Below are 22,419 nucleotides of genomic sequence, written 5' to 3'. Positions count from 1 at the left end.
GCTCCGGCGACGAGCGTCAAGATTGTTTTCGGTGATTCGACAGTAACGTTCGGCTGTCCGCAGGGGATGCGGTGCTGCCTCGGAGGATGAGGTCGGTGCCCAGTTCGACGCGATGCCGGGCGGGGCGCTCGCCCCGGGCCAGGGCGAGGACCAGGTCGGCGGCGGTCGCGGCCATCTCGGGGAGCGGGCGGCGGATCGTGGTGAGGGGCGGGTCCATCCAGCGGCCGGCCAGCGGGGCGTCGAAGCCGATCACGCTGACGTCCTCGGGGATGCGCAGGCCGCGCCGGTGCACGGCGCGGTAGACCCCGGCGGCCTGGCCGTCGTCGCAGGTGAGGATGGCCGTCGGTGGTGACGGCAGGCGCAGGAGGAGCTCAGGGGCGTCTCCCGGGCCGGCGATCAGCTCGGGGTCGGCGGGCAGGCCGGCCATGTCGAGTGCGGTGCGGTAGCCGTCGAGGCGGGCACGGCCGGCCAGGGCGTCGGCGGGGCCGCCGACGGCGGCGATGCGGCGGTGGCCGAGCGAGAGCAGGTGGCGGGTGGCCATGAGGCCGCCGCTCCAGTCGCTCGCGCCCACCGAGGCGACCTCGGCCGGCTGCTCGTCTCGTGGATCGAGCAGGACGAGCGGGATGCCGCGGGTGGCGAGCTGCTCGCGTTCGGTGCCGGTGAGGCTGGAGAACACCGAGATCACGCCCGTGGGACGGCGGCTGAGCACCCCCTCGATCCAGTCTCTGCCCTGGTCGTCGCCGTGCCGCAGCCGCGACAGCGTCACGGCCATGCCGTGCTCGCGCGTCACCCGTTCGACGCCTGCCGCGACCTCGGCGGGCGCCTCGCCGTCGAGGGTGCCGAAGGCCAGCTCCACCAGGGGCGCGAAGGGGGCGCGGCGCCGTTGCGGCCGGTAGCCGTGCTCGTGGATGAGCCGCTCGATGAGTGCGCGGGTCTCCGGCCTGACCTCCGTACGGCCGTTGACGACCTTCGAGACGGTGGCCGTGGAGACTTGGGCCAGCTCGGCGAGCTGCGCGATGGTCAGCGGCCGTGACTGCGCGGCGCCGTCGTCGGGCGGCCCTGCGACCATGCTCATGCCGAAAGTCTAGCCAGCTGTTTTCGGGCCTTCGGACCTTAGTTTTCGGTGGCGTTGATGACAGCGGGAGGCCGGGGCCGCCGTGCGGCCCCGGCCTGGATTCACGGCCTCAGCGCTGCAAGGTGAGCAGGCCGGGGCGGTAGGGGAGGAGGCCGTAGTCGCCGCCGCTGTTCGGGCTGCGGCCCTGGTAGAGGAGCTGCAGGTTGCAGGGGTCCACGGTGAACGTCTGGTCCGCGCTCGCCCTGACCAGCTCGCCGTGGCTGATGTCGTTGGTCCACGTGGCGCCGCTGTTGGCCTTGCCGGCGAACGGGTTGCCCTCGCTCGCCGCCTGCGGCGTCCACGTGCCGTTCAGGCTGGTCGCCGTGAACGAACGGAAGTAGCGTCCCTGCGAGCCGATCGCCTCGACCAGCATCAGGTACTTGTTCTGGCCCTGCAGCTTGTAGACCTGCACGCCCTCGAACAGGTTGTTCGTCGAGTCGCTCATGATGATCGTCGAGGACGAGCCGAAGTTGCCGGGGAAGTTCCCGATGGGCATGCTCGCCCGGTAGATCCGGCCGTTGTCCCCGGCGAAGAACAGGTACATGTTCGAGCCGTCACCGATGAGCGTCTGGTCGATGGGGCCGGTGCCGGAGCCGGAGATGCTGCCGGTGAACAGCGGCTGCTCGCCCGACCAGCCGTTCGGGTTGGCGGGGTCGGTGGAGGTCCGGTACGAGAAGGCCGAGCTGCCCCACTGGTAGGCCAGCACCCAGATGTTGCGCGGCGCGAAGTAGAACAGGGTGGGCGCGACGGTGCCGGAGTTCATGGCGTTCTGGCTGGCCGAGCCCATCTCCGACCAGTTGCTGAACGGGCTGAAGTTCATCGACCCCCAGCGCGTGCCGGTGTCGTGCGTGGTCGCGTAGACCAGGTGCCGGCCGTTGTAGGGGGCGACGGTGAAGTCCTTGAGCGACACCCAGCCCGACCGCGGCTGCGCCAGCGGCCCCGTCGAGGTCCAGCGGTAGCTCGACGGCAGATCGCACTGTCCGGGGTTGCCGGGGTCGGTGCCGCCGTCCACCTTGACGAGCTGCCACTGCTGGTTGGCGCCGCCCCAGTCGTCGTACTGCACGATGTTCGCGCCGTCCGCGGTCGACGCGCCCTGCACCTCCAGCGCCTTGTTGCTGTTGCGGTTGATGAACCGCACGTGGCCGTCGGAGCTGTCGGCCAGCCGCCACTGCTGGTTGGTGCCGTTGTGGTCGCTCCACTGGACGATGGAGCCGCCGTTGGCGGTGGAGAAGTTGTAGACGTCGAGCACCTTGCCGGAGTGGCGGGACTTGATGCGGTAGTAGCCGCCGCCGGAGTCGACGAACTGCCACTGCTGCTGGTTCTGGTTGTTACGGCTCCACTGGGTGATGCGGGCGCCGTCGTTGGTGGCCAGGTTGTAGACGTCCAGCGCCTTGCCGCTGTTGCGGTTGACCAGGACATACCAGGCGTTGGTGTCCACGGTGGCCGCGCGGGCCGGTAGGGCGACGAGCAGGCTCGCCAATAACGAGCCCAGCGCCGCGAGGACGGCCAGGAGTCTGCGGTTCACGAAGCATGCCTTTCTCGAGAGGGGGGTTCGATCAGGGTGCGGTGAGGTCGAAGCGGCGCACGGTCACCGCGCCGCCGAGCGACCGGGTGGCGTAGTTGAAGATCCCGAAGCGGTAGCCCATGAAGAACTGCCAGGCGTTGTTCAGTGTGAACGCCCGGCCGAGGCTCACGTACGTGCTGCCGTCCGTGCTGTAGGAGAAGCGCGCCTGCCGGCCCGACCCCGGCCGGACGTCGGCGGTGACCCGCAACCAGATCCGGCCGCCCGAGACGGGAGCGCTCGCCGCCTCCGTGCCGGTGCCGGTGGTCTGCCACGAACTGTTCATGGTCAGCCCGTCGGTCATCGCGACCCGGGTGACGCCGTTGTCGCGCCGGACGCCGACCCACGCCGACTGGTCGCGCAGCATCGCCAGGCCGGCGCGATCGCCGTCGGCCATCTGCGAGTAGTCGAGCTCGATCGTCGCCGTGGACTGCGGCCCCTGGATGCGGTGGGTCAGCGTGTTGCGGGCGTTGTAGAGGTCGTTCGTGACGGTCGCCGTCTGCAGGCGCAGGCCGTTGCCGGTGGAGTAGCGGCTGGTGTCGGGGTTGTGGTTCCACTCCCAGCGGTGGCCGAGGGTGCCCGACGAGAACGTGTCGGGGCCGATCATGGGCGCCACGGTCTTGGACGTCTGGATGTTCGGCTTCGGGTACGTCACGCCCCAGCGTCCGTTGACGGTCTGCAGCACCGGCCAGTCGCCGCTCCACGTGATCGGCGCCAGCGCCGGGACCCGGCCGCCTGGGTAGGCGTCGACGAAGGACATGTAGTACCAGTCGCCGTTCTGCGTCTGGACGAGCCCGCCCTGGTGCGGCACGCCGCCGCCGGAGATGGGACCGGGCAGGTCGAGCAGGACCTGGCGCATCTCGTACGGGCCCCACGGGGAGGTGGAGCGGAGCACGTACTGGCCGTTGGCGGGCCTGGTCAGCCAGATGTAGTAGTAGCCGTTGCGCTTGTAGAAGCGGGCTCCCTCGAGGGTGCCGACGCTGCTCGGCGTCTGGAACACCTGCTGCGCCCGCACCTGGCTCAGCCCGTCGGCGGACAGCTGGGCGACGCTGATGGTGCCGTTGCCGTAGGCGACGTACATGGTGTCGTCGGTGTCGATGAGCAGGCCCGCGTCGTAGTAGCAGTTGTTGATCTGCGAGCGCTTGGTCCAGGTGCCGTCCACGGCGGAGGCGGTGTAGACGTACGTGCGGTTGAACTCGATGCAGCCGATCCAGTAGTAGGTGGAGTTGCTCGGCCGGTAGTTGAGCGTCGAGGCCCAGATGCCCTTCACGTACGCCCGTCCGCCGCTCAGGTCGTACGCGCCCGAGCCGAAGTCGAGCCGCGGCACCGAGTGCCCGGCGTACTCCCAGTCGACCAGGTTGTACGAGCGCAGGATCGGCGCGCCGGGGGAGTAGTGCATGGTCGAGGCCGAGTAGTAGTAGGCGTCGCCGACCCGGATGATGTCGCCGTCGGCGAAGTCCTGCCAGACGACGGGGTTGCCGTAGGTCTCGCCGGAGCCGCCTCCGTCGGTCCTGACGAGTTGCCATTGCTGGTTGGCGCCGCCCCAGTCGTCGTACTGGACGATCTCGGCGCCGTCACTGGTGGAGGCGTTCTGCACTTCGAGGGCCTTGTTGCTGTTGCGGTTGATGAGGCGGACGTGGCCGTCGGAGCTGTCGGCCAGCCGCCACTGCTGGTTGGTGCCGTTGTGGTCGCTCCACTGGACGACGGGTGCGCCGTTGGCGGTGGAGAAGCCGGACACGTCGAGGACCTTGCCGGAGTGGCGTGACTTGATGCGGTAGTAGCCGCCGCCGGAGTCGACGAACTGCCATTGCTGCTGGTTCTGGTTGTTGCGGCTCCACTGGGTGATGCGGGCGCCGTCGTTGGTGGCCAGGTTGTAGACGTCGAGCGCCTTGCCGCTGTTGCGGTTGATCAGGACGTACCAGGCGTTGGTGTCGACGGTCGCCGCGTGGGCCGGTGGTGTCAGCAGCACACCGATGAGCAGCAGGGACGAGAGGATCGCGAGCGCGCGCCTCACGGGGAACTTCCAATGCTGATTGTTAGCGCTAACATTTCGTTTCGCATGAAGCCGTGACCCTCCTTCTTCAGGCGCGTTGTCGGGGAGTACATCCGACGGTTCCGCCTGGCGTCAACGATGGACGTTTCACGCCGGGAGGGACGAGACCGCCGTGCGGGCGCTCCTGCCTGGCGTTTCGCGCCGTCCGGAGGACGAGGCGAGGTCATGAAAATTTCATGCGGAAATCCAGTACGTTACGACCGGCCGGTGACCGCGCCCCCGAGGGACGTGGTCACCGGCCGGCTCGATCTCGTCCCGGCACCCGCCCGTCCGGGACCGGGACGAGAGCTCAAGCCGCGGTCAGGACCCGGAGTTGTAGGTCCACCGCTGGTTCGCGCCACCGTGGCAGGTGTAGAGCTGCAGCCCCGTGCCGTTCGCGGTGCCCTGGCCGACGGCGTCGAGGCAGAGGTTCGACTGGACGCCGGTGATGCTGCCGTCGGAGTTCACGCGCCACTTCTGGTTGTCGCCGCCCCAGCACGAGTAGATCTGGATGCGGGCGCCGTTGCCGCTGCCTCCGGCGTCGAGACACTTGTTGCCGTAGACGCGCAGCTCGCCGGATGAGGTCTGGCTCCACTGCTGGTTGGTGCCGGTGTTGCAGTCCCAGAGCTGGACGGCGGTGCCGTCGCTGGTCGAGCCGTTCGGCACGTCCACGCAGCGGCCCGAGCCGGCGCCCCTGATCTGCCCCTCACCCTCCGGGTCGGGGCCGGGCGTCCCGGTGTCGCCGCCGTTCAGCGCGTTGAGCACCGCGGTGTAGGCGGCCTTCTTGTTGCCGTTGCCGTCGAAGAGCAGCGCCTGGGCGCCGCTGCCGAGCCAGGAGTCGGTGTCGCGCACGCCCCAGACCGTGATGCCGGTGCAGCGCGACACGGCCAGGCAGTCGTTGACGACGTTGGCGTACGTGGTGGCCGAGCCGCCCTGGATGTCCAGCTCGGTGATCTGCACGTCGACGCCCAGCGCCGCGAAGCTCGAGATGGTCGTGCGGTAGTTGCTGTTGTACGGGCTGTTGCTGTTGAAGTGGGACTGCAGGCCGACGCAGTCGATCGGCACGCCGCGCGCCTTGAAGTCCCTGACCATGTTGTAGACGCCCTGCGTCTTGGCCCAGTTCCAGTTGTCGATGTTGTAGTCGTTGTAGCAGAGCTTGGCGCTCGGGTCGGCGGCGCGGGCGGTGCGGAAGGCCACCTCGATCCAGTCGTTGCCGGTGCGCTGCAGGTTGGAGTCGCGCCGGCCGCCGGAGTTGCCGTCGGCGAAGGCCTCGTTGACCACGTCCCAGGCGTAGATCTTGCCCTTGTAGTGGTTCATGACGCCGTTGATGTGGTTGATCATGGCCTGGCGCAGCGAGCCGCCCTCCATCGACCGCATCCAGTTCGGCTGCTGGTTGTGCCAGGCCAGGGTGTGGCCGCGCACCCGCTTGCCGTTCTGCACGGCCCAGTTGTAGATGCGGTCACCGGCGCTGAAGTTGAACTGCCCCTGGTTGGGCTCGGTGGCGTCGATCTTCATCTCGTTCTCGGCGGTGATCATGTTGAACTCGCGCGAGGCGATCGAGGTGTACTGGCCGTCGCCGAGCTTGCCCTGAGCGATGGCGGTGCCGAAGTAGCGGCCGGTCTGCGCGGCCGCCGCGCCGAGCGTGCTCTCGGCGGCCTGCGCGGGTAAGGGCGCCGTCATCGCCGCGATCACGCCGATCCCGGCGATGGCGCTCACCACGCCGGCGATCAGTGCCCGCTTGCGCCCGCCGGGCGCGGGCGGGAAGGTGGGTGGGGACATGGCGTTCTCGCCCATGCCTGAGCCTCCATGTACGTGTCGGGGGAAGGAAGCCGGCGGGGGACACCCGCGGCGGCGACGCCGCGGTGCGCACCACGGCGGTCGTGACGGCGCCCCCTGCCGCACACCACCGTTTCTGACAGGGGAGATCGTCGTGCGGTCTCAGTCTGGGAATCGCTCCGAAAGTTGTCAAGGATTCAGTGAAACTTTCGGAATCACGCCTCTCCGACGCCTCGTCGCGGCATGCCGGAACACCTGATCAGCCGGAGAGAAAGTTTCGGAAGGCGGTCCGGAGCGCTCAGCCGTCGATGAAACTTTCACGGCGTCCCTCTCCGATGCCGCAGGTGGGCCGCCTGCACGCGGCGCGAGGCCACCCGGAGGCCCTTGACAGAACGTTGCGGCTCGGATTTGCTCCGATCCGCCACCACCAACACCACCTTGTTAGCGCTAACAGCAAGCGTCCGGCCCCCAGAAAGGACGTGCAGCATGAGAACGCGAAGGTACGCCGGCATCGGTGCCGGCCTGGTGGCGCTCATCGCGGCGCTCGCGACCGGCCTGTCCTTGTCCCTGACCGCCCCGCAAGCGTCGGCGGCGGCGCTGACCGAGGTGACGAACTTCGGCAACAACCCCGGCGGCCTGCGTATGTACCTCTATGTCCCCGACCGTCCCGCGGCCCGGCCGGGCGTGCTGGTGGCGATGCACGGGTGCAACGGCTGGGCCCAGGGCTTCCACCAGGGGACCGAGTTCGCCTCGCTGGCCGACCGCCACGGCTTCATCGTCATCTACCCGCAGGCCAACAAGAGCGCCAACGGCATGTCGAACTGCTTCGACGTGTGGTCGAACGAGGCCCTGCGGCACGGCGGCGGCAGCGACCCCGTCTCGATCGTCTCCATGGTCGACTACGTGCTCCAGCGCCACTCGGGAGACCCGGAACGGGTGTTCGCCACCGGCTTCTCCTCCGGCGCGATGGAGACGCTCAACCTGCTCGCCACATACCCCGACGTGTTCAAGGCCGGCGCCCCGTTCGCGGGCGTGCCGTACGCGTGCCTCGGCCCGGCCGGCTGCGGGGACAAGTCGCCGCAGCAGTGGGGCGACCTGGTCAGGAACGCCTACCCCGGCTACACCGGAGCCCGGCCGCGCGTGACGGCCTGGCACGGCACCAACGACTCCGTCCTGCCGTACTCGATGCTGCAGGAGGAGATCGACCAGTGGACCAACGTGCACGGGCTGAGCCAGACCCCGACCTCCACCGACAGCCCGCAGTCCGGCTGGACCCGGCGCGTCTACGGCTCCGGGCAGGTCGAGGCGTACACGATCAACGGCGCCGGCCACGACCTGCCGCACAACGGCATGGCCGCGCACGCCATCCGCTTCTTCGGCCTCGACGGCGGCGGCACGACCCCGCCACCGGACCCGGAGGGTGAGGGGCAGATCAGGGGCGCCGGCTCGGGCCGCTGCGTGGACGTGCCGAACGGCTCGACCAGCGACGGCACCGCCGTCCAGCTCTGGGACTGCAACACCGGCACCAACCAGCAGTGGGCCCAGACCTCATCCGGCGAGCTGCGCGTCTACGGCAACAAGTGCCTGGACGCGGCCGGCTCCGGCAACGGCGCCCGCATCCAGATCTACGCCTGCCACGGCGGCGCCAACCAGCAATGGCGTCTCAACTCCGACGGCAGCATCACCGGCGTCCAGTCGAACCTCTGCCTCGACGCCGTCGGCCAGGGCACCGCGAACGGGACCCGCCTGCAGCTCTACAGCTGCCACGGCGGCGCCAACCAGCGCTGGACCCACACCTGACCGCCACCGTCCGGCCCTGCGCCTGGGGGCCATAGCCGCGGACCCGCCCGCACCGGATGGGTCGCAGACCCGCCCGCGCCGGAAGCAGAGGACGACTTCCGGCGCGGGCGCTCCGGCCTCGCGTCCGGCGGCAACGCGGACCGTCCCGCGCTCCCGCATCGCCACCGGCATGATGGGGCGTCATCGGGCGCGGCGGGCGTAGGCGCGGGCGGCGCGGGCACGGTCGCCGCACCGGGTGGAACACCAGTGGCGGCGGCCGTGGCGCAGCAGGTAGCGGTTGCAGGGGGTGGAACCGCAGCCGGTGAGGCGTTCGGCGTCCGGCCCCGTGAGCAGGTCGGCGGTGTCGGCGGCGAGGGCCGCGAGCGCGTGGTCGAGGATCTCGTTGACGGGGCACGGCGCCGCACGATATGGGCCGGTCTTCTCGTCCCAGTACAGCAGGGCGGCCGTCGGCGCCCTGGTCAGCGCGTCGTTGACGGCGGACAGAGCCGCGGGCAACGCGGGCAGCCCGGCGACCCGGGCGGCGAACAGCGCCCTGACGTGCTCGCGCAGCGAGCGCAGCTGTGTGGCGCACATCTCCCGCACTCCGGCGTCGGGCGGGGCGAGGCCCCGTTCGGCGAGCCACCGGTTCGTCGACGCCGGGGTGCCGAGGAGGTCGATGAACTGCCCGCCCGGCAGCGCGATCGCGCTGTTGACGAAGTCGAGAGCGACGTAGTCGGCCGCCCCTGGCGCGGGCGGCAGGACGGGCGCGGCGGTCGGGGTCTCGCTCATGCCTCTCATGGTACGGCTTGCGCTCATCCGTGATACTCCTCTACCTTCATCACGGATGAACCGCTTCCTATCCGTGAGGTACTCGACATGACCGACCCGGCCCCCGAGCCGTTCCCCGTCCGCGTCATCGGCGGGCCCACCGCCCTCTTCGACTACGGCGGCCTGCGCTTTCTGACCGACCCGACCTTCGACGCGCCCGGTGACTACGCCGTACCGGGTGGGCGGCTGACCAAGACGGGCCACTCCGCCGCCACACCGGCCGACCTCGGCCCGATCGACGTGGTCCTGCTCTCCCATGACGAGCACCCGGACAACCTGGACACCGCCGGCCGGGCGCTGCTCGCCGACGTCCCGCTCACGCTCACCACGCCCGGGGGCGCGCGGCGCCTGGGAGGCGGAGCCAAGGGGCTCGGTGCGTGGGAGTCGATCGAGGTGGAACGTTCCGGCGGCGGCACCGTCACCGTCACCGGCGTGCCCGCCGTGCACGGGCCCGGCCCGCGCGAGCAGGTCGAGGCGATCCTCGGGGAGGTCACGGGGTTCGTCCTGACCGGCGAGGGGCTGCCCACGGTCTACGTGAGTGGTGACAACGCCTCGCTGGACGCGGTCAGGCAGGTCGCCGAGCGCTACCGCCCGGTGGACACCGCCATCCTCTTCGCCGGAGCGCCCCGATTCGACATCCTCTTCGGCGGCGAGCAGATCGTCCTCAGCAGCGCGGAGGCCGTCACGGCGACCGAGATCCTGCACGCCCGCCGCGTGGTCCCCGTCCACTACGAGGGCTGGGCCCACTTCACCGAGGGCCGCGACACCCTGATCGCCGCCTTCACCACCGCCGGCCTGGTCGATCGCCTGGACCTGGGCTGGTGGGGTTGACCCTCAGCCCTGCCGGGCTCGCCGAGCCCGGCCGAGCCCGGCCGAGTCCGGCCGAGCCCGGCCGAGTCCGGCCGATCGCCTGGTCCCGGGTTGGTGGGGCTTTCCGCTCGCCGGGACCGCCACCGAACCGGCCGATCGGCCGGTCTTGGGCCGGCGGAGTGAGTGTCCGGCTCGCCGGAATCGTCGCCGGCGGCTTCTGGGTCGTGTCTTTTTCCTGAGATGAGCCTTCATCGTGACAACCAACGCGCCTGTCCGGAGCCGGGATGTCTCCCGCCTCCGGGCACAGCGCCGTTCCCTGATCGTCCTGGTGGCCGCGCAGATCCTCAGCGGTGTCGGGCTCGCGGCCGGTGTGACCGTCGGAGCCCTGCTGGCGCAGGACGTGTTCAGCTCCACCGGCCTCGCCGGGCTGCCCAGCGCCGTGGGCACCGCCGGTTCCGCGGTCGCGGCCGTCGCCGTCGGGCGCGTGTCCCAAGCCCGCGGGCGCCGGCCCGGCCTGGCCGCCGGTTACCTGGCCGGTGCCGCCGGCAGCGCTGGCGTCGTCGTCGCCGCCGTCGCCGGCAGCCCGTTCCTGCTGCTCCTCGCGCTGTTCGGCTACGGCGCCGGCACGGTCACCAATCTGCTGGCTCGTTATGCCGGCGCCGACCTGGCCGCCCCCGGCGGGCGAGCCCGCGCCGTGTCCACCGTGCTGGTCGCCACGACCCTGGGAGGAGTCGCCGGTCCCAACCTCGCCGCCCCCGCCGGCGATCTCGCCCGGTCCTTGGGCATTCCCGCACTGGCAGGACCGTTCGTCCTCGCCGCAGCCGCGTACGCGCTGGCCGCCGCCGTCCTGGCCGTCTGGCTCCGCCCCGATCCGCTGCTGCTGGCCCGAGCTCTGAGACCCGAATGCGACAGCGATGGGGACGGGGAGGGGACCGATGACCGGCCCCCCGTGGCGGCCGGGGGTGCTGCCGGGTCGGCCAAAAGCGAAGCGGATGAACGGTCGCGGCCGGTGGTCCAAGGTACCGCCGCGTCGGCTGAGGGCGATGTGGATGGACGGTCGCGGCGGGTGATCCCGGGTGCCGTCGTGTCGGCTGAGGATGTGGATGGACGGTCGCGGCCGGTGGCGGGACGGCGACGTCCCGGTGTGCTGGTGGGTGCGGGGATCATGGCTTTCACCCAGCTGGTCATGGTCGCGATCATGACCATGACGCCCGTCCACATGCGCGACCACGGGCACGGCACCGCCGCCGCCGGGCTCGTCATCGCCGTCCACATCGGTGCGATGTACTTGCCCTCGCCGCTGACCGGCTGGCTCGTCGACCGTTACGGTCGCCTCGTGGTCGCCGCCGCCTCCGGGCCGGTCCTCCTGGCCGCCGGGGTCGTCGCCGCCGCCCCCGCCGGCTCCGCCACCGCGTTCGCGGTCGCCCTCGTCCTGCTGGGGCTGGGGTGGAACTTCGGCCTCATCGCCGGGACCGCCATCATCACCGACGCCGTCCCGCCGGCCGTCCGTGCCAGGAGTCAAGGCTCGGCCGACGTCGTCGTCTCCGTCGCCGGCGCCACCGGCGGCATGGCCTCGGGCCTCGTCGTCGCCGTCGCGGGCTACCCCTTTCTCGCCATCTGCGGCGGCATCCTGGCGCTGGCCGTCGTGCCGGCGACGGTCGCCGCAGCGCGCAGCCGGTGAGCGCCGGCCCTCCGCGGCACGCCCGGTGAGTGCTGATCGGCCCGCCGCCGCCCCCTCGGCCGATCCGGGCCCACCCCGTCCACCCTGTCCACCCCGGCCCGCCCTAGATCCGCTTTCGGCCCCTCCCGGCCCGCCTTGGCGCTGCCGGTCAGGGCCGGTCCTTCGTTGTGCACGGGGGTGGCCGGCCCCGCTTCGCAGTGAGGCCGGCCGGGTGGTCAGCGGGTCTTGCCGTGCGGGCCCGCCTGGTCGATGATCTTCTCGGCCTCCGCCGGGAGGTCGTCGGCGGTGACGGTGGTGTTGCCGCGGACGGTGTTGCCGCGTTCGCCGTCCACCAGCCCCGTGATGGCGGGGTTCGTGGTGTAGTTGCCGGTCAGCGTGATGTCGCCGGTGTGGTTGCCGTTCTGGTTGTTGGCGTGCGCCCACTGGGCGGCGGTGCCGACGAACACGTTCTTGTCAGCGGACATGTACCGGGAGCCCTCGTCGAAGTACACGCCGAGCTGCCCGCTCTTCTCGCAGTAGTTCTGCTCGATGTGGCTGCGCGGCATCGCCGACAGCGTGTAGATGCAGCCGGCGTCGAACATCGTGTGCACGACGTCGCGCACGTGGTTCCCCACGACGCGGACCTCGGTGGACGTGGTCGGCGTGTCGTAGATCGGCTGGAAGTCGTACAGGCCGCGGTTGATGTACTCGGGGCTGCCGCCCGGGTCGTTGGCGCCCCAGCCGAAGCCGATCCCGATCCCGGTGTACGGCAGGTCGGCGACCTCGTTGTGCTCGATGGTCAGCCGCGTGACGTAACTGGCGAAGATGCCGTCCTGGTCGAGGTACTCGCGGGCGGTCGAATAGATGCGGTTGCCACTGATCCTGATGTCCTTGTTGACCATGCGCGGATCGGAGGGGTGGTGCGCGTCGGGCCGTACGCCGCCGACGACGATGCCGCCCCCGGCGCTCGCGGTGAACGTGCTGTCCTTGACGGTCACGCCGTGCGCGCCCAGCCCGACCCCGGTGGCGTGGGCGTTGGCGTCGTTGCCGATGCCGAGCCCGACGGAGCCGAGGTTGACGAACGTGTCACCGGTGAAGGCGATGTTCTCCGCGGCCGACACCTGCACCGCCGCGGGCGTCTGCGACCAGTTGTTGCGCGAGCCCTCGAAGCCCTTGCAGCCGAAGTCGCACGAGGTGAACGCGTCGTCCGGCCGGTGCTCCTGGACTCCGGCGATGAACACGCCGGTCTGCTGGTTGGCGTATCCCTCCGAGGTGCCGGGCTGGAGCCAGGTCGTGCCGGTGAAGGTCAGCCCCTCGAAGCGGAGGTTGCGGGCCGGCTCGTCGTACGTGCCGCCGATCTCCAGCAGCCGCTCCAGCCGGGGCAGCTCGACCCGCGCCCGGGACAGGTCCTGCCCGGCGAGCGGCTTGTAGGAGAGCGTCCCGGTGCGGCGGTCCAGGTACCATTCGCCCGGCTCGTCGAGGAACGCCCGGGAGTTGAGCAGGGAGAAGGTGGGCGTGCGCAGCGGCGACTGGATGGTGTCGTAGCCGTAGGTGTTGTTGTCCCAGGCCGGCTGCTGCATGGTGACCGTGGTGCCGGAGATGCTCTGTACCGGCGCGAACCGGTTGGTGAACGACAGCTTGGCCTGCAGTTCGATGCGCTGCTGGTCGGGCAGGTCGGCGAGGTGGGCCAGGCCGGGGTCGTCGAGGGTGAAGCCGGTCGCGGTGAGCGTGATGGCGTCGCGCGGCACGTCGATGCGGGCCCGCTGGGCCAGGGCGCCGTCCACGTAGAGCTGCCGGCTGTCGGCGCCGGAGCCGACCTGCGCCTTGTAGACGCCGTCTTCGCCGGGTGTCCAGCCGGTGACGGGGCGGGCGCCGCTCAGCACGGGCTTCGCTCCGCGCCTGGCCTTCCAGGTCACCACGTGCCCGTTCCTGCCGGAGTCCGCGGCGCCGAACCGCAGCGGCTCGCTCAATCGGTAGGTGCCGCCGAGCAGCTCGACGGTGACGTCGTGCCGGCCCTCGGCCGCCGCCGCGCGGGCTCTGCGCTGCGCCTCCTCAAGGGTGGCCAGCGGCCGGCCGGCGCTGCCCGGACCCTGGTCGTCGGCGTTCTTCGCACCGGTGGGGGCGACCACGATGGTCCGCGCAGGCGCGGCCGCGGCCGGGCTCGCGAGGAGCCCGGTGACGGTCATCAAGGCAGCGGCCGCCACGACAGATGTCCTGAACGATGGGCGCACGAAATCTCCCTTTCTTTCATGAGTTCTGACGATCAGGGGTGGGTCAGTGCAGCCGCAGCCCGGCACGCTCCGGCCGTACGTCGGGGGTGCCCTCCGAGCGCGGCGCGGGCGTGGCGATCGCGCCCGCGTCGAGGGTGATGCCGAGGCCGGGGGCGTCGCCGAGCACGAAAGCGCCGTCCTCGACGGTCAGATCGACGGAGACGCCCAGCGGAGGCTGCAGGTCCTGCAGCTCGCTGACCAGGTGATTCGGTACGGAGGCCGCCGCGTGCAGCAGCCCGACGGGCGTGGTGCCGATCGGGCTGACCGGCAGGTCGTGGGCGTGCGCCAGCGCGGAGACCCGCAGGAAGTGCGTGACCCCCCAGACGGCGGCCGCCTGCACGATGTCCACCGCGCCCGCGGCCAGCAGCGGACGGTACTGTTCGAGCCCGGTGAGGTTCTCGCCCGTGGCGACCGAGGCGCGGATCCCGCGCCCGACGGCGGCCAGCCCTTCGGCGTCCCACCGCCGCACCGGCTCCTCGATCCATACCAGGTCGAGCGCGCGTTCCAGCTTGCCGACGTGTCTGACCGCCTGCTTGCGGGTCCAGGACTCGTTGACGTCGAGCATCAGGGCCGGTCGCGCTCCTTGCCCGGCTTCGGTCAGGACCTCGCGGACGAGCTCCAGGCGCCGCCGGTCGCGGCCGATGTCGAGCCCGCCCTTGAGCTTGGCCGCCCGCAGCCCGCGCGCGGCGTACTCCTGGTGCACGGCGATCAGCTCCGCGTCGGTCAGCGCGATGTCCAGGCCCGACGCGTACGCGGGAATCCGCCGGTCGCGCCCGCCCAGCAGCCGCCACAGCGGTTCGCCGGCCGCCTGCGCCTTGATGTCCCACAACGCGGTGTCGAGCGCGCCGATCGCCCCGAACACCGCGCCCGCGTGCCCGGCCTTGAACGTCCGCCGCACCATGCGGTCGTAGAGCGCGGTGACGGCGCGCGGGTCCTCGCCCTCGATCGCCGGGAAGACGGCGTCGAGGTGGGCGTGCGCGCCGAGGCCCACGCCGGTGATCCCTTCATCGGTGTCCACCAGGACGATCGGCACGGGAACGTTCCCGTCGGCGTGCACGCCGTTGGCGTCGCCGACGGGACGGCCCCACGCCTGCACCGTCGTCAGTGTCCGATACCCCGAGATTCGCAATGTCAGCCCTTCGTGGAGCCGGCGGTGACCCCGTCGGCGATCTGGCGCTGGAGGAAGAGATAGATGAGCAGCACGGGGATCGCGGCGATGAGCACGCCCGAGGCGAACTGCGGGATGTTGTCGGAGTACTGCCCCCGCAGCGAGGTGACGCCGACCATGAGCGTGCGGTGCTCGGGCGACGGCATCATCAGCAGCGCGATCAGCACGTCGTTCCAGCAGAACAGCGCGTCCAGGATGCCGACGGACAGCAGCGCGGGAGCGCCGAGCGGGATCATGATCCGCCGGTAGACGCCGTAGGTGGAGTTGCCGTCGATGCGGGCCGCGTGCACGATGTCCGCCGGGATCGTCCGGTAGTGGCTGGTCATCAGAAAGATCGTGAAAGGCAGGAACTGCGCGACGTACGCGAGGATCAGGCCCGGATAGGTGTCGATGAGCCCGGTGTCGGCCATCACCCGCGCCAGCGGCACCATGATCACCTGGAAGGGGATGAACAGCGCCGCCAGGCAGCCGAGGAACAACGCCGTCGAGCCGCGGAAGCGCAGCTGGCTGAGCGCGAACCCGGCCATCGACCCGATGAGCAGCAGCAGGACCACCGAGACGGTCACCACGAGCAGCGAGTTGGCGAAGTAGCGGGCCATGCCGACGCTGCTCCACGCCGCGGTGAGGTTCTCCAGGTGCAGGCCGCTCGCGGGGGAGAAGCGGTCGAGGATGTACTCCCGCCGGGTCTTCATGGCGACGTTCGCGGTGAACACCAGGGGATAGATGGTCGCGAGGGCGAGCAGTGCCATGGGGACGGCGGCCACCCACCGGCCGAGACGCCGGCCGCGCATCAGTCCTCACTCCCCGCGCGGCGCAGCAGCGCCACCTGCGCGACGCCGACCACGAGCATGATGAGGAACAGCACCGTGGACGCCGCCGAGGCGAGCGCCGGGCGGTTCATCTGTCCCTGCTGCATCCACACGTAGAACTCCGGCAGGTACGTCGAGCCCTCCGGGCCGCCGCTGGTCATGATGTACAGCAGGCCGAACATGGACGTCAGCATTCCGATCATGGTGGTGACGACGACGAACTGGATGGTGCGCGACAGGCCCGGAATGATGACGTGCCAGATGATCCGGGGCAGCGACGCGCCGTCGATCTTCGCGGCGTCCAGGAGCGCGGCGTCCAGCGTGGAGAACCCGGCGAGGAAGACCACCAGCGCCATCCCGAACGTCGCCCAGACGTGCACGCCGATGACCGTGAACTTCGCCAGGCCGGGGTCGCCGAGCCAGTCGATCGGACCGAGCCCGATCAGTGCGAGCGCGGTGTTCAGCGGGCCGTCGTAGCCGAGCATCAGGTTGAAGATCGCGCCGACGATCACCGGGGAGAGCACGGCGGGGAAGAAGTAGACGCTGCGGAAGAACCGGTGTCCCGGCACCCGCAGGTAGATGAAGGTGGCCAGCAGGCCGGGGATCGCCACCGCGACGGGCAGCAGCAGCACGAGCAGCCCCACGTTGCCCAGCGCGGTCTGGAACAGCGGGTCGGCCAGCAGCTCGGCGTAGTTGTCGAGGCCGACGGGGGTGCCGTTGCGCTCGCCGTCGCCGGTGAAGGAGAAGTTGACGCCCAGCACCAGCGGCCACAGCCGCAGCGCCACGATGATGAGCACGGCCGGCGCCACCAGGACGAAGGGCGCGAGCCGCTCGGCCCGCGCCCCCCGGGGCAGGCCGAGCGTGTTTCCGATCGGCACGATCAGCTCGCCTCGTCCGCGGCGGCCAGCTGCCGTACGACGTCGTCCACCTCGGCCGATCCGCTCAGCAGCTGCTGCGACAGCCGGCCCATCAGGTCGAGGACCTTGCTGGACAGCGCGACGTGCAGCGCGGGCTTGCCGCTCTTGATCTGCGGCACGATCGCGGCCACCGCGGGCGCGCCGCCGGAGGCGTCGATGGTGGTGTCGGAGGTGATCGCGCCGGCGCCGGTGGAGAAGGCGGTCAGCGCGGCGGTCGAGGTCAGCGACCGTACGAGGTCGGCGGCGAGCGCCGGGTCCTTGGCCGTCTTGGCGACCCCGTAGCCGATGCCGCCGTCGTACGGCAGGACGGGCTCGGCCCCCTCGGTGACCACGGGAGCGGCCATGACGCCGACGTTGTCCGGGCCGAGGAACTCGCCGAAGTCCTTCCAGTGGCCGACGTCCGACATCAGCCCGATGACGTGGGCGGCCTTGCCGGTGTCGAAGAGCGCGAAGGCGTCGTTGAACAGGGCGGTGGAGTTGGCGCCGTCGTTGTTGAGGCCGTCGTCGCCGGCCTTCTTCCAGAGCCGGAAGATCTCCTTGACGTGCGGGGACGTCCAGTCGCGCTTTCCTGCGATCCAGTCGTCGTACTCCTTCGGCGTCAGGATGCCCGGTCCGAGCCCCGACATGAAGAACTGGATGCCGAAGCCCTCCTTGTTGCCGAGCGCCAGGCAGTCGGCGCCGGCGGCCTTCTTGATCGCGGCGCAGCCGGTGACGAAGTCGTCCCAGGTCTTCGCCGGTTCCACGCCGGCCTTCTGGTAGATCGTCTTGTTGTAGTAGATGGGGTGGCCCTGCAAGGTCACCGGGGCGGCGTAGACCTTGCCGTCCTTGCTGAAGGCGTCCCAGCCGGCCAGCCGCTGCCGGTCGGCGGCCACGTACTCGTCGAGCGGCACCAGCAGGTCCACCCGGTCGCGCAGCTGGCCGCCGCCGTTGAACAGCATGACGTCGGGGCCCTTGCCCGACTGCGCCGCCGCGCCCAGCAGCGTGTAGTACTGGTCGAACGGCTGGGCCACGAACTCGACGGTGACATCGGGATGTCGTGCGGCGAAGTCGGCCTTCGCCTTCTCGAGGTAGGACGCCACGCCCGGTTCGCCGGACTTCCAGTCCCAGACCACGATCTTGCTCGGTGCGCCCTTCGACGAGGGCTGGGTCGGTGCGGCGCTGCCACAGCCTGACAAGGCCAGCCCGGTGACGAGGACGGCAGCCCAAAGGCTTCGCTGCTTCATGGCTTCACTCCCAGAGCGCGGCCGACGTCCCCGGCCGCAGTGCCCGAAAACGTAACTCGTATGACGTATTACGTCAATGGGGGTGGCCTATACTGGCGGGGCGCCGCCCCGGCGGCAGCGCAGCGTGGAGGGGGACATGACGGCATCGCAGGAATCGCCCGGCAGCGTCTCGGTGCCTACTGGGCCGCCTACTGGGCCGCCCAACTGGGTCCGGCGGCCGGCCAGCCTGGCCAAGGCGGTGACCGCGGAGCTGGTGGAGCGCATCGTGCGCGGCGTCCACCCGCCCGGCACCCCGCTGCCCCCCGAGCCCGTGCTGTGCGAGACGTTCTCGGTGAGCCGCACGGTCGTCCGCGAGGCCGTGAAGATCCTCCAGGAGAAGGGCCTCGTCCAGGTCAGGCAGGGCGCGGGCACCACCGTCACCCCGCCCACGATGTGGGACATGCTCGACGAGCTCGTGCTCGCGGCCACCATCGACATGGACGAGAGCCTGGCCATCCTCGACGACCTCGTGGTCACGCGCCGCCTGCTCGAATCCGACATGGCCTACCTCGCCGCCCGGCTGGCCGACGACGAGACCATCGGGCGGCTGCTAGCCCTGGTCGATCGCATGGACGAGCTGGTGGGGGACCACGTCACCTACGCCGACCACGACCGCGCCTTCCACGACGTGATCATGCAGACCTCCGGCAACCGCATCGCCCGAGGCGTCGTGCGCTCGCTGGAGAGCCAGGTCGTCAACACCGCCCGCTACCTCGGTGAGCCCCAGCGCGCGCTGTGCGTGGCGTCCAACCAGGGCCACCGCCGCATCTACGAGCGCATCGCCGCGCACGACCCCGAGGGCGCCAGCGCGGCGATGTTCACCCACATCACCGAGGCGTGGCTGGTCAGGCGCAAGGCCCCCACCGCCCCGGTGCGCCTGCAACGCTAAGCAGACTGCCGCAGTGACAGCACCGCCCAGGGCGCCAGCTCGACGTCGAGCTCCAGCACGCCGTCGTCGGGCACGGTCAGCGTGGACGCGTGCAGCGCGTCGGCCACCCTGCGCAGGTGGTCGCGCTGCGCCGGCGACAGGTTGAGCGGCCCGCCGAGAGCGTGCCACGCCTCGGCGACGTTGCCGTGCTCCCAGTCCAGCACCTCGACGAGGAACGTGGTGCCCGGCTCCAGCCCTTCGATCGTGTGGCGGATCCTGCGGCCCGGCCCGACGTCCGCCAGCTCGCGGGTCGCCTCGTACGTGCCGCGCGCGCTCAGCCCCTTCAGCCCCATGCCGTCCGGATAGTTGAAGAACAGCGCCGACACGGCCGACGTGCGGCTGTCGCGGGTCACCACCCCGTCGGGCGTGGCGAGCAGCAGCCGGTCGCCCAGCCGTTCCAGCATGGTGAACGCCTGGAACGTCGGCTTGTGGATGCCGTCCTCGTTGACCAGCCCGAACCCGCCGTGGAACGGTCCGATGCCGGCCCCGCCCTCCTCGAACACGTCGGTGAACGTCCAGTAGGAGATGGAGTCGGCCAGGGACGCGCACTGCAGGTAGGAGCGGGTGATGGAGGTGGCCGCGAACACCGTGTCGTGGATGAAGTCGCGCGACGACGGCGACGTGGACCACTCGGTGATGTGGATCTCCGCGTCCGGGTAGGCGCTCTCGCGCAGCAGCGCCCGCAGCAGGGTCAGGTCGTCGTAGGTGGCGTCGGCGTACCGGGTGATCTGCACCGCCTGGCCGTCGGCGCCGTAGGCGTAGTCGGTGGGGTAGAGGTGGGTCGAGACGAAGTCCACCGGCAGGTTCCGCTCCGCGCACCAGGACAGGAAGTCCTCGATCCACACCGGCCGCCAGTCGAGCGCGTCCACGTCGGTCGCGGCGGCCGTCTCCAGCATCGCCGAGCGGTCCTCGACCTCGCCCTTGTAGCGGTCGTCGGGCACGAAGACGCTGGTGGACGGGCCGCCCACCTTCAGCTCGGCGTCGATGGCCTTGATTGCCCGCACGCTCGCCTCGTACAGCTCGAAGTACTCGGTCTTGGTGCCGGTCCAGAAGTGCGGGACGAGGTTCGGCTCGTTCCACACCTCGAAGCGCCACTGCCGCACCTCGTCCAATCCGTACCGGCCGATCCAGTGCTCGACGGTCGCGGTGACGAGGTCGCTCCAGCGCCGCATGTCCTTGGGCGGGCTGCAGTGCGCGCCCCACCAGAACAGCGTCTCCGTCTGGGTGGCCAGCTCGCGCGGCATGAACCCCAGCTCGACGAACGGGCGTACGCCCTGCTCCAGCAGGAAGTCGAAGACCTTGTCCACGTAGGAGAAGGTGTGCACGGGGGAGGGGAGCGGGCTGTTGGGGCCGAAGCCGCCGCCGTAGCTCTCGCGGTAGACGAACATGTCGTCGTGGAAGAGGCCGTGGAAGCGGACGTACTTCACCTTGAGGGTGTCCGCCACCTCGGCGAACTGCCGCTGCCAGTCCGCGCGCAGGGCCTCGTTGGCCCGCCCGGCCCCGATGCAGGCGCTCCAGACGTGCGGGAACGCGCTCTCCTCGCGCGGCTCCCCGTCGATGCGCAGCAGGGATCTCGTCATGGTCTCTCTTTCTTGAGGGGGCGTCAGCCCTTGACGGCGCCCATGGTCAGGCCCGACTGCCAGTACCGCTGCAGGCAGAGGAACGCGATGATCAGCGGGATGATGGTGAGCAGCGAGGACGTGATCACCAGGTTCTGCACCAGGGCGCCGTTGCCGGCCGACGAGCCGAGCTTGTTCCACTGGTTGATGCCGACGGTCAGCGGATACCAGTCGGGGTTCTTCAGCATGATCAGCGGCAGGAAATAGTTGTTCCAGATCGACACGAACGAGAACAGCAGCACGGTCACGCCCGCCGGGGCCAGCAGCGGCAGCGCGATCTGCAGGAACGTCCTGAACTCGCCGGCGCCGTCGATCTTCGCCGCCTCCAGCAGCCCGGTCGGCACGGCCTCGGCCGTGAACACCCACATCAGGTACAGCCCGAACGGGTTGATGAAGGACGGGATGAGGATCGCCCACGGGGTGTCGGTCAGGCCCAGCTCGGCGAAGAGCAGGAACTGCGGGATCGCCAGCGCGATGCCGGGCACCGAGATCGACCCCAGGATGACGAGGAGGAACACCCGCTTGCCGGTGAAGTGCAGCTTGGCCAGCGCGTACCCGCCGAGCGCGGCGAGGAACGTCGAGACCGTCGCGCCGACGACCACGTACAGGACGGTGTTGAGCAGCCACCGGGAGAAGATGCCGTCCTGGTAGGTGAAGACCTGCACGATGTTGTCCCACAGAGCGAACTCGCGGCCCGGCGCCAGCCCGAACGTCGAGACGAAGTCCTCCTGCGACTTGGTCGCGTTGATGACCAGCCACACCAGGGGCAGCAGGCAGTACAGCGTGAACAGCCCGGTCATCAGCGTGAGGGTCTTGCTCTTACGCGGGTTGTCCACGGTGTGGAGACGCGGGGAGAGCCGGAGGCTACTGGTCGGTCGCATTCCTCAGCCCTCTGATCTGGACGGCGTAGGCGACGGCGATCGTGATCGCCGCCATGACGAGCGCGAGCGCTGCCGCGTACCCCTGCTGGGAGCCGGTGAAGGCCAGGTTGTACGCGTACAGGTTCGGCGTGTAGAAGCTGGTGACGCCGCTGTTGGCGACCATCGTCGGCAGGATCTGCGGCTCGTTGAACATCTGGAACGTGCCGATGATCGAGAAGATGACGGTGACCGCCAGCGACCCGCGCAGCGCCGGCAGCTTGATGGCCCGCACGATCTGCCACTCGTTCGCCCCGTCGATCGCCGCCGCCTCGTACAGCTCGCGCGGGATCGCCTTGAGCGCGGCGTAGAAGATGAGCATGTTGAAGCCGGTGAACGCCCACGTCACCATCACGCCGATGGAGATGAGCGTGGTGCCGGGGGAGAAGGGGTCGACGTCGGTGCCGAGGGCGTCGTTGAGGCTGCCGAACAGGCCGTACTTGACGCCGAGCAGGAAGCCCCACATGAGGGTCGCCACGATCGCCGGCACCGCGTACGGCAGGAAGATCGTCACCCGCAGGAACCGGGCGCCGTGCAGGCGCAGGCTGTCGAGGGCGAGCGCCAGCGCCGTCGAGAGGAGCAGCATGATCGGCACCTGCACGAGCGTGAACCGCACGACGCGCCCCACGCCGTCCCAGAACTGCGGGTCGGCGACGAGCTTGGTGTAGTTGTCCAGGCCGACGAAGACGTTGCCGCCGACCAGCTTGTCCTGGAAAAGGCTGAGGTAGGCGGCGTACGCGATGGGCACGATGAACACCAGGGCGAACAGCGCCGCGAAGGGCGCGATGAACGCCAGCCCGGTCTGCGGCCTGCCCCGCCTGCGCACCGGCGCGGGTGCGTGGGTCATGTCGGAGTTCCTTCCTGAAGCAGGCCCGCTAGGTCGTGTTTCATAAGGCACTGAGCCACTGGTTGATCGCAGCGATGATGACGACGGCTTCGTAGCGTACGGCGAGCTTGTCGTAACGGGTC

At 70.3% G+C, this 22,419-nt stretch carries 17 protein-coding genes; 4 read left to right on the top strand and 13 right to left on the bottom strand.

The annotated features are described in order from the left end of the window. Window positions 1–16 precede the first annotated feature (16 nt). From AB0K12_RS19765 to AB0K12_RS19750, 4 genes are all read right to left on the bottom strand, one after another. Complete coding sequence (locus AB0K12_RS19765; RefSeq protein ID WP_364562787.1) at window positions 17–1,075, bottom strand: LacI family DNA-binding transcriptional regulator; 1,059 nt, start codon at window positions 1,073–1,075, stop codon at window positions 17–19. Between the two features lie 109 nt (window positions 1,076–1,184). Beyond that, window positions 1,185–2,606 carry a non-reducing end alpha-L-arabinofuranosidase family hydrolase gene (locus AB0K12_RS19760; RefSeq protein ID WP_364563938.1) on the bottom strand — a complete coding sequence of 474 codons (1,422 nt, stop codon included), beginning with the start codon at window positions 2,604–2,606 and terminating at the stop codon, window positions 1,185–1,187. Between the two features lie 64 nt (window positions 2,607–2,670). Further along, the gene (locus AB0K12_RS19755; RefSeq protein WP_364562784.1) at window positions 2,671–4,689 is read right to left on the bottom strand and encodes an RICIN domain-containing protein; all 2,019 of its coding nucleotides are present in this window, start codon (window positions 4,687–4,689) and stop codon (window positions 2,671–2,673) included. A 339-nt stretch (window positions 4,690–5,028) separates the two neighbouring features. Continuing rightward, window positions 5,029–6,501, bottom strand: a complete 1,473-nt coding sequence (locus AB0K12_RS19750) for an endo-1,4-beta-xylanase (RefSeq protein WP_364562781.1) — start codon at window positions 6,499–6,501, stop codon at window positions 5,029–5,031. A 468-nt stretch (window positions 6,502–6,969) separates the two neighbouring features. Between AB0K12_RS19750 and AB0K12_RS19745 the strand changes: the two genes are divergently transcribed. Then, the gene (locus tag AB0K12_RS19745; RefSeq protein ID WP_364562778.1) at window positions 6,970–8,283 is read left to right on the top strand and encodes a PHB depolymerase family esterase; all 1,314 of its coding nucleotides are present in this window, start codon (window positions 6,970–6,972) and stop codon (window positions 8,281–8,283) included. A gap of 180 nt (window positions 8,284–8,463) precedes the next feature. Here AB0K12_RS19745 and AB0K12_RS19740 read toward each other — a convergent pair whose 3' ends face one another. Further along, window positions 8,464–9,051 carry an ABATE domain-containing protein gene (locus AB0K12_RS19740; RefSeq protein ID WP_364562775.1) on the bottom strand — a complete coding sequence of 196 codons (588 nt, stop codon included), beginning with the start codon at window positions 9,049–9,051 and terminating at the stop codon, window positions 8,464–8,466. A gap of 87 nt (window positions 9,052–9,138) precedes the next feature. Here AB0K12_RS19740 and AB0K12_RS19735 point away from each other — a divergent pair, with 87 nt between their 5' ends. Next, window positions 9,139–9,921 carry an MBL fold metallo-hydrolase gene (locus tag AB0K12_RS19735; protein WP_364562772.1) on the top strand — a complete coding sequence of 261 codons (783 nt, stop codon included), beginning with the start codon at window positions 9,139–9,141 and terminating at the stop codon, window positions 9,919–9,921. A 307-nt stretch (window positions 9,922–10,228) separates the two neighbouring features. Further along, window positions 10,229–11,581 (top strand): MFS transporter, encoded by a 1,353-nt coding sequence (locus tag AB0K12_RS19730; RefSeq protein ID WP_364562769.1) that lies wholly within the window; start codon window positions 10,229–10,231, stop codon window positions 11,579–11,581. Window positions 11,582–11,796: 215 nt separating this feature from the next. On the opposite strand, the gene AB0K12_RS19725 is transcribed toward AB0K12_RS19730, so the two are convergent. Genes AB0K12_RS19725 through AB0K12_RS19705 form a run of 5 tightly spaced genes read right to left on the bottom strand, consistent with a single transcriptional unit; the run spans window position 11,797 to window position 17,947 of the window. Further along, complete coding sequence (locus AB0K12_RS19725; RefSeq protein WP_364562767.1) at window positions 11,797–13,791, bottom strand: right-handed parallel beta-helix repeat-containing protein; 1,995 nt, start codon at window positions 13,789–13,791, stop codon at window positions 11,797–11,799. Window positions 13,792–13,834: 43 nt separating this feature from the next. Further along, window positions 13,835–14,926: a mandelate racemase/muconate lactonizing enzyme family protein gene (locus AB0K12_RS19720; protein WP_364562764.1), complete on the bottom strand. Its 1,092-nt coding sequence runs from the start codon at window positions 14,924–14,926 to the stop codon at window positions 13,835–13,837. Window positions 14,927–14,961: 35 nt separating this feature from the next. Continuing rightward, entirely contained in the window at window positions 14,962–15,789 is an 828-nt protein-coding gene (locus AB0K12_RS19715; protein ID WP_364562761.1) for a carbohydrate ABC transporter permease, read from the bottom strand. Then, window positions 15,789–16,685, bottom strand: coding sequence for a sugar ABC transporter permease (locus tag AB0K12_RS19710; protein ID WP_364562758.1), 897 nt, complete (start codon window positions 16,683–16,685; stop codon window positions 15,789–15,791). The genes AB0K12_RS19715 and AB0K12_RS19710 overlap by 1 nt, the downstream gene beginning before the upstream one ends. A gap of 2 nt (window positions 16,686–16,687) precedes the next feature. Then, window positions 16,688–17,947, bottom strand: a complete 1,260-nt coding sequence (locus AB0K12_RS19705) for an extracellular solute-binding protein (protein WP_364562755.1) — start codon at window positions 17,945–17,947, stop codon at window positions 16,688–16,690. 136 nt (window positions 17,948–18,083) lie between these two features. On the opposite strand from AB0K12_RS19705, the gene AB0K12_RS19700 reads away from it, so the two are divergent. Next, window positions 18,084–18,875, top strand: a complete 792-nt coding sequence (locus AB0K12_RS19700; protein WP_364562752.1) for a FadR/GntR family transcriptional regulator — start codon at window positions 18,084–18,086, stop codon at window positions 18,873–18,875. On the opposite strand, the gene AB0K12_RS19695 is transcribed toward AB0K12_RS19700, so the two are convergent. Genes AB0K12_RS19695 through AB0K12_RS19685 form a run of 3 tightly spaced genes read right to left on the bottom strand, consistent with a single transcriptional unit; the run spans window position 18,872 to window position 22,297 of the window. Continuing rightward, the gene (locus AB0K12_RS19695) at window positions 18,872–20,494 is read right to left on the bottom strand and encodes a beta-xylosidase (RefSeq protein WP_364562749.1); all 1,623 of its coding nucleotides are present in this window, start codon (window positions 20,492–20,494) and stop codon (window positions 18,872–18,874) included. The genes AB0K12_RS19700 and AB0K12_RS19695 overlap by 4 nt on opposite strands. Window positions 20,495–20,517: 23 nt before the next feature. Continuing rightward, window positions 20,518–21,369, bottom strand: a complete 852-nt coding sequence (locus tag AB0K12_RS19690; RefSeq protein ID WP_364562747.1) for a carbohydrate ABC transporter permease — start codon at window positions 21,367–21,369, stop codon at window positions 20,518–20,520. Window positions 21,370–21,397: 28 nt separating this feature from the next. Next, window positions 21,398–22,297 carry a sugar ABC transporter permease gene (locus AB0K12_RS19685; RefSeq protein ID WP_364562743.1) on the bottom strand — a complete coding sequence of 300 codons (900 nt, stop codon included), beginning with the start codon at window positions 22,295–22,297 and terminating at the stop codon, window positions 21,398–21,400. Window positions 22,298–22,419: the final 122 nt, after the last annotated feature.

The organism is Nonomuraea sp. NPDC049419, from assembly GCF_040676995.1.
Classification (GTDB): domain Bacteria; phylum Actinomycetota; class Actinomycetes; order Streptosporangiales; family Streptosporangiaceae; genus Nonomuraea; species Nonomuraea salmonea.
The sequence above is the reverse complement of the archived record's forward strand: the minus strand, read 5'-3'. Positions and strand labels throughout refer to the sequence as shown.

Excerpts from the sequence above, each read along its gene's own strand:
- AB0K12_RS19765 (WP_364562787.1), bottom strand. The coding sequence starts at position 1,075 with ATGAGCATGGTCGCAGGGCCGCCCGACGACGGCGCCGCGCAGTCACGG.
- AB0K12_RS19750 (WP_364562781.1), bottom strand. The coding sequence starts at position 6,501 with ATGGGCGAGAACGCCATGTCCCCACCCACCTTCCCGCCCGCGCCCGGC.
- AB0K12_RS19745 (WP_364562778.1), top strand. The coding sequence starts at position 6,970 with ATGAGAACGCGAAGGTACGCCGGCATCGGTGCCGGCCTGGTGGCGCTC.
- AB0K12_RS19740 (WP_364562775.1), bottom strand. The coding sequence starts at position 9,051 with ATGAGCGAGACCCCGACCGCCGCGCCCGTCCTGCCGCCCGCGCCAGGG.
- AB0K12_RS19735 (WP_364562772.1), top strand. The coding sequence starts at position 9,139 with ATGACCGACCCGGCCCCCGAGCCGTTCCCCGTCCGCGTCATCGGCGGG.
- AB0K12_RS19715 (WP_364562761.1), bottom strand. The coding sequence starts at position 15,789 with ATGCGCGGCCGGCGTCTCGGCCGGTGGGTGGCCGCCGTCCCCATGGCA.
- AB0K12_RS19705 (WP_364562755.1), bottom strand. The coding sequence starts at position 17,947 with ATGAAGCAGCGAAGCCTTTGGGCTGCCGTCCTCGTCACCGGGCTGGCC.
- AB0K12_RS19700 (WP_364562752.1), top strand. The coding sequence starts at position 18,084 with ATGACGGCATCGCAGGAATCGCCCGGCAGCGTCTCGGTGCCTACTGGG.
- AB0K12_RS19695 (WP_364562749.1), bottom strand. The coding sequence starts at position 20,494 with ATGACGAGATCCCTGCTGCGCATCGACGGGGAGCCGCGCGAGGAGAGC.
- AB0K12_RS19685 (WP_364562743.1), bottom strand. The coding sequence starts at position 22,297 with ATGACCCACGCACCCGCGCCGGTGCGCAGGCGGGGCAGGCCGCAGACC.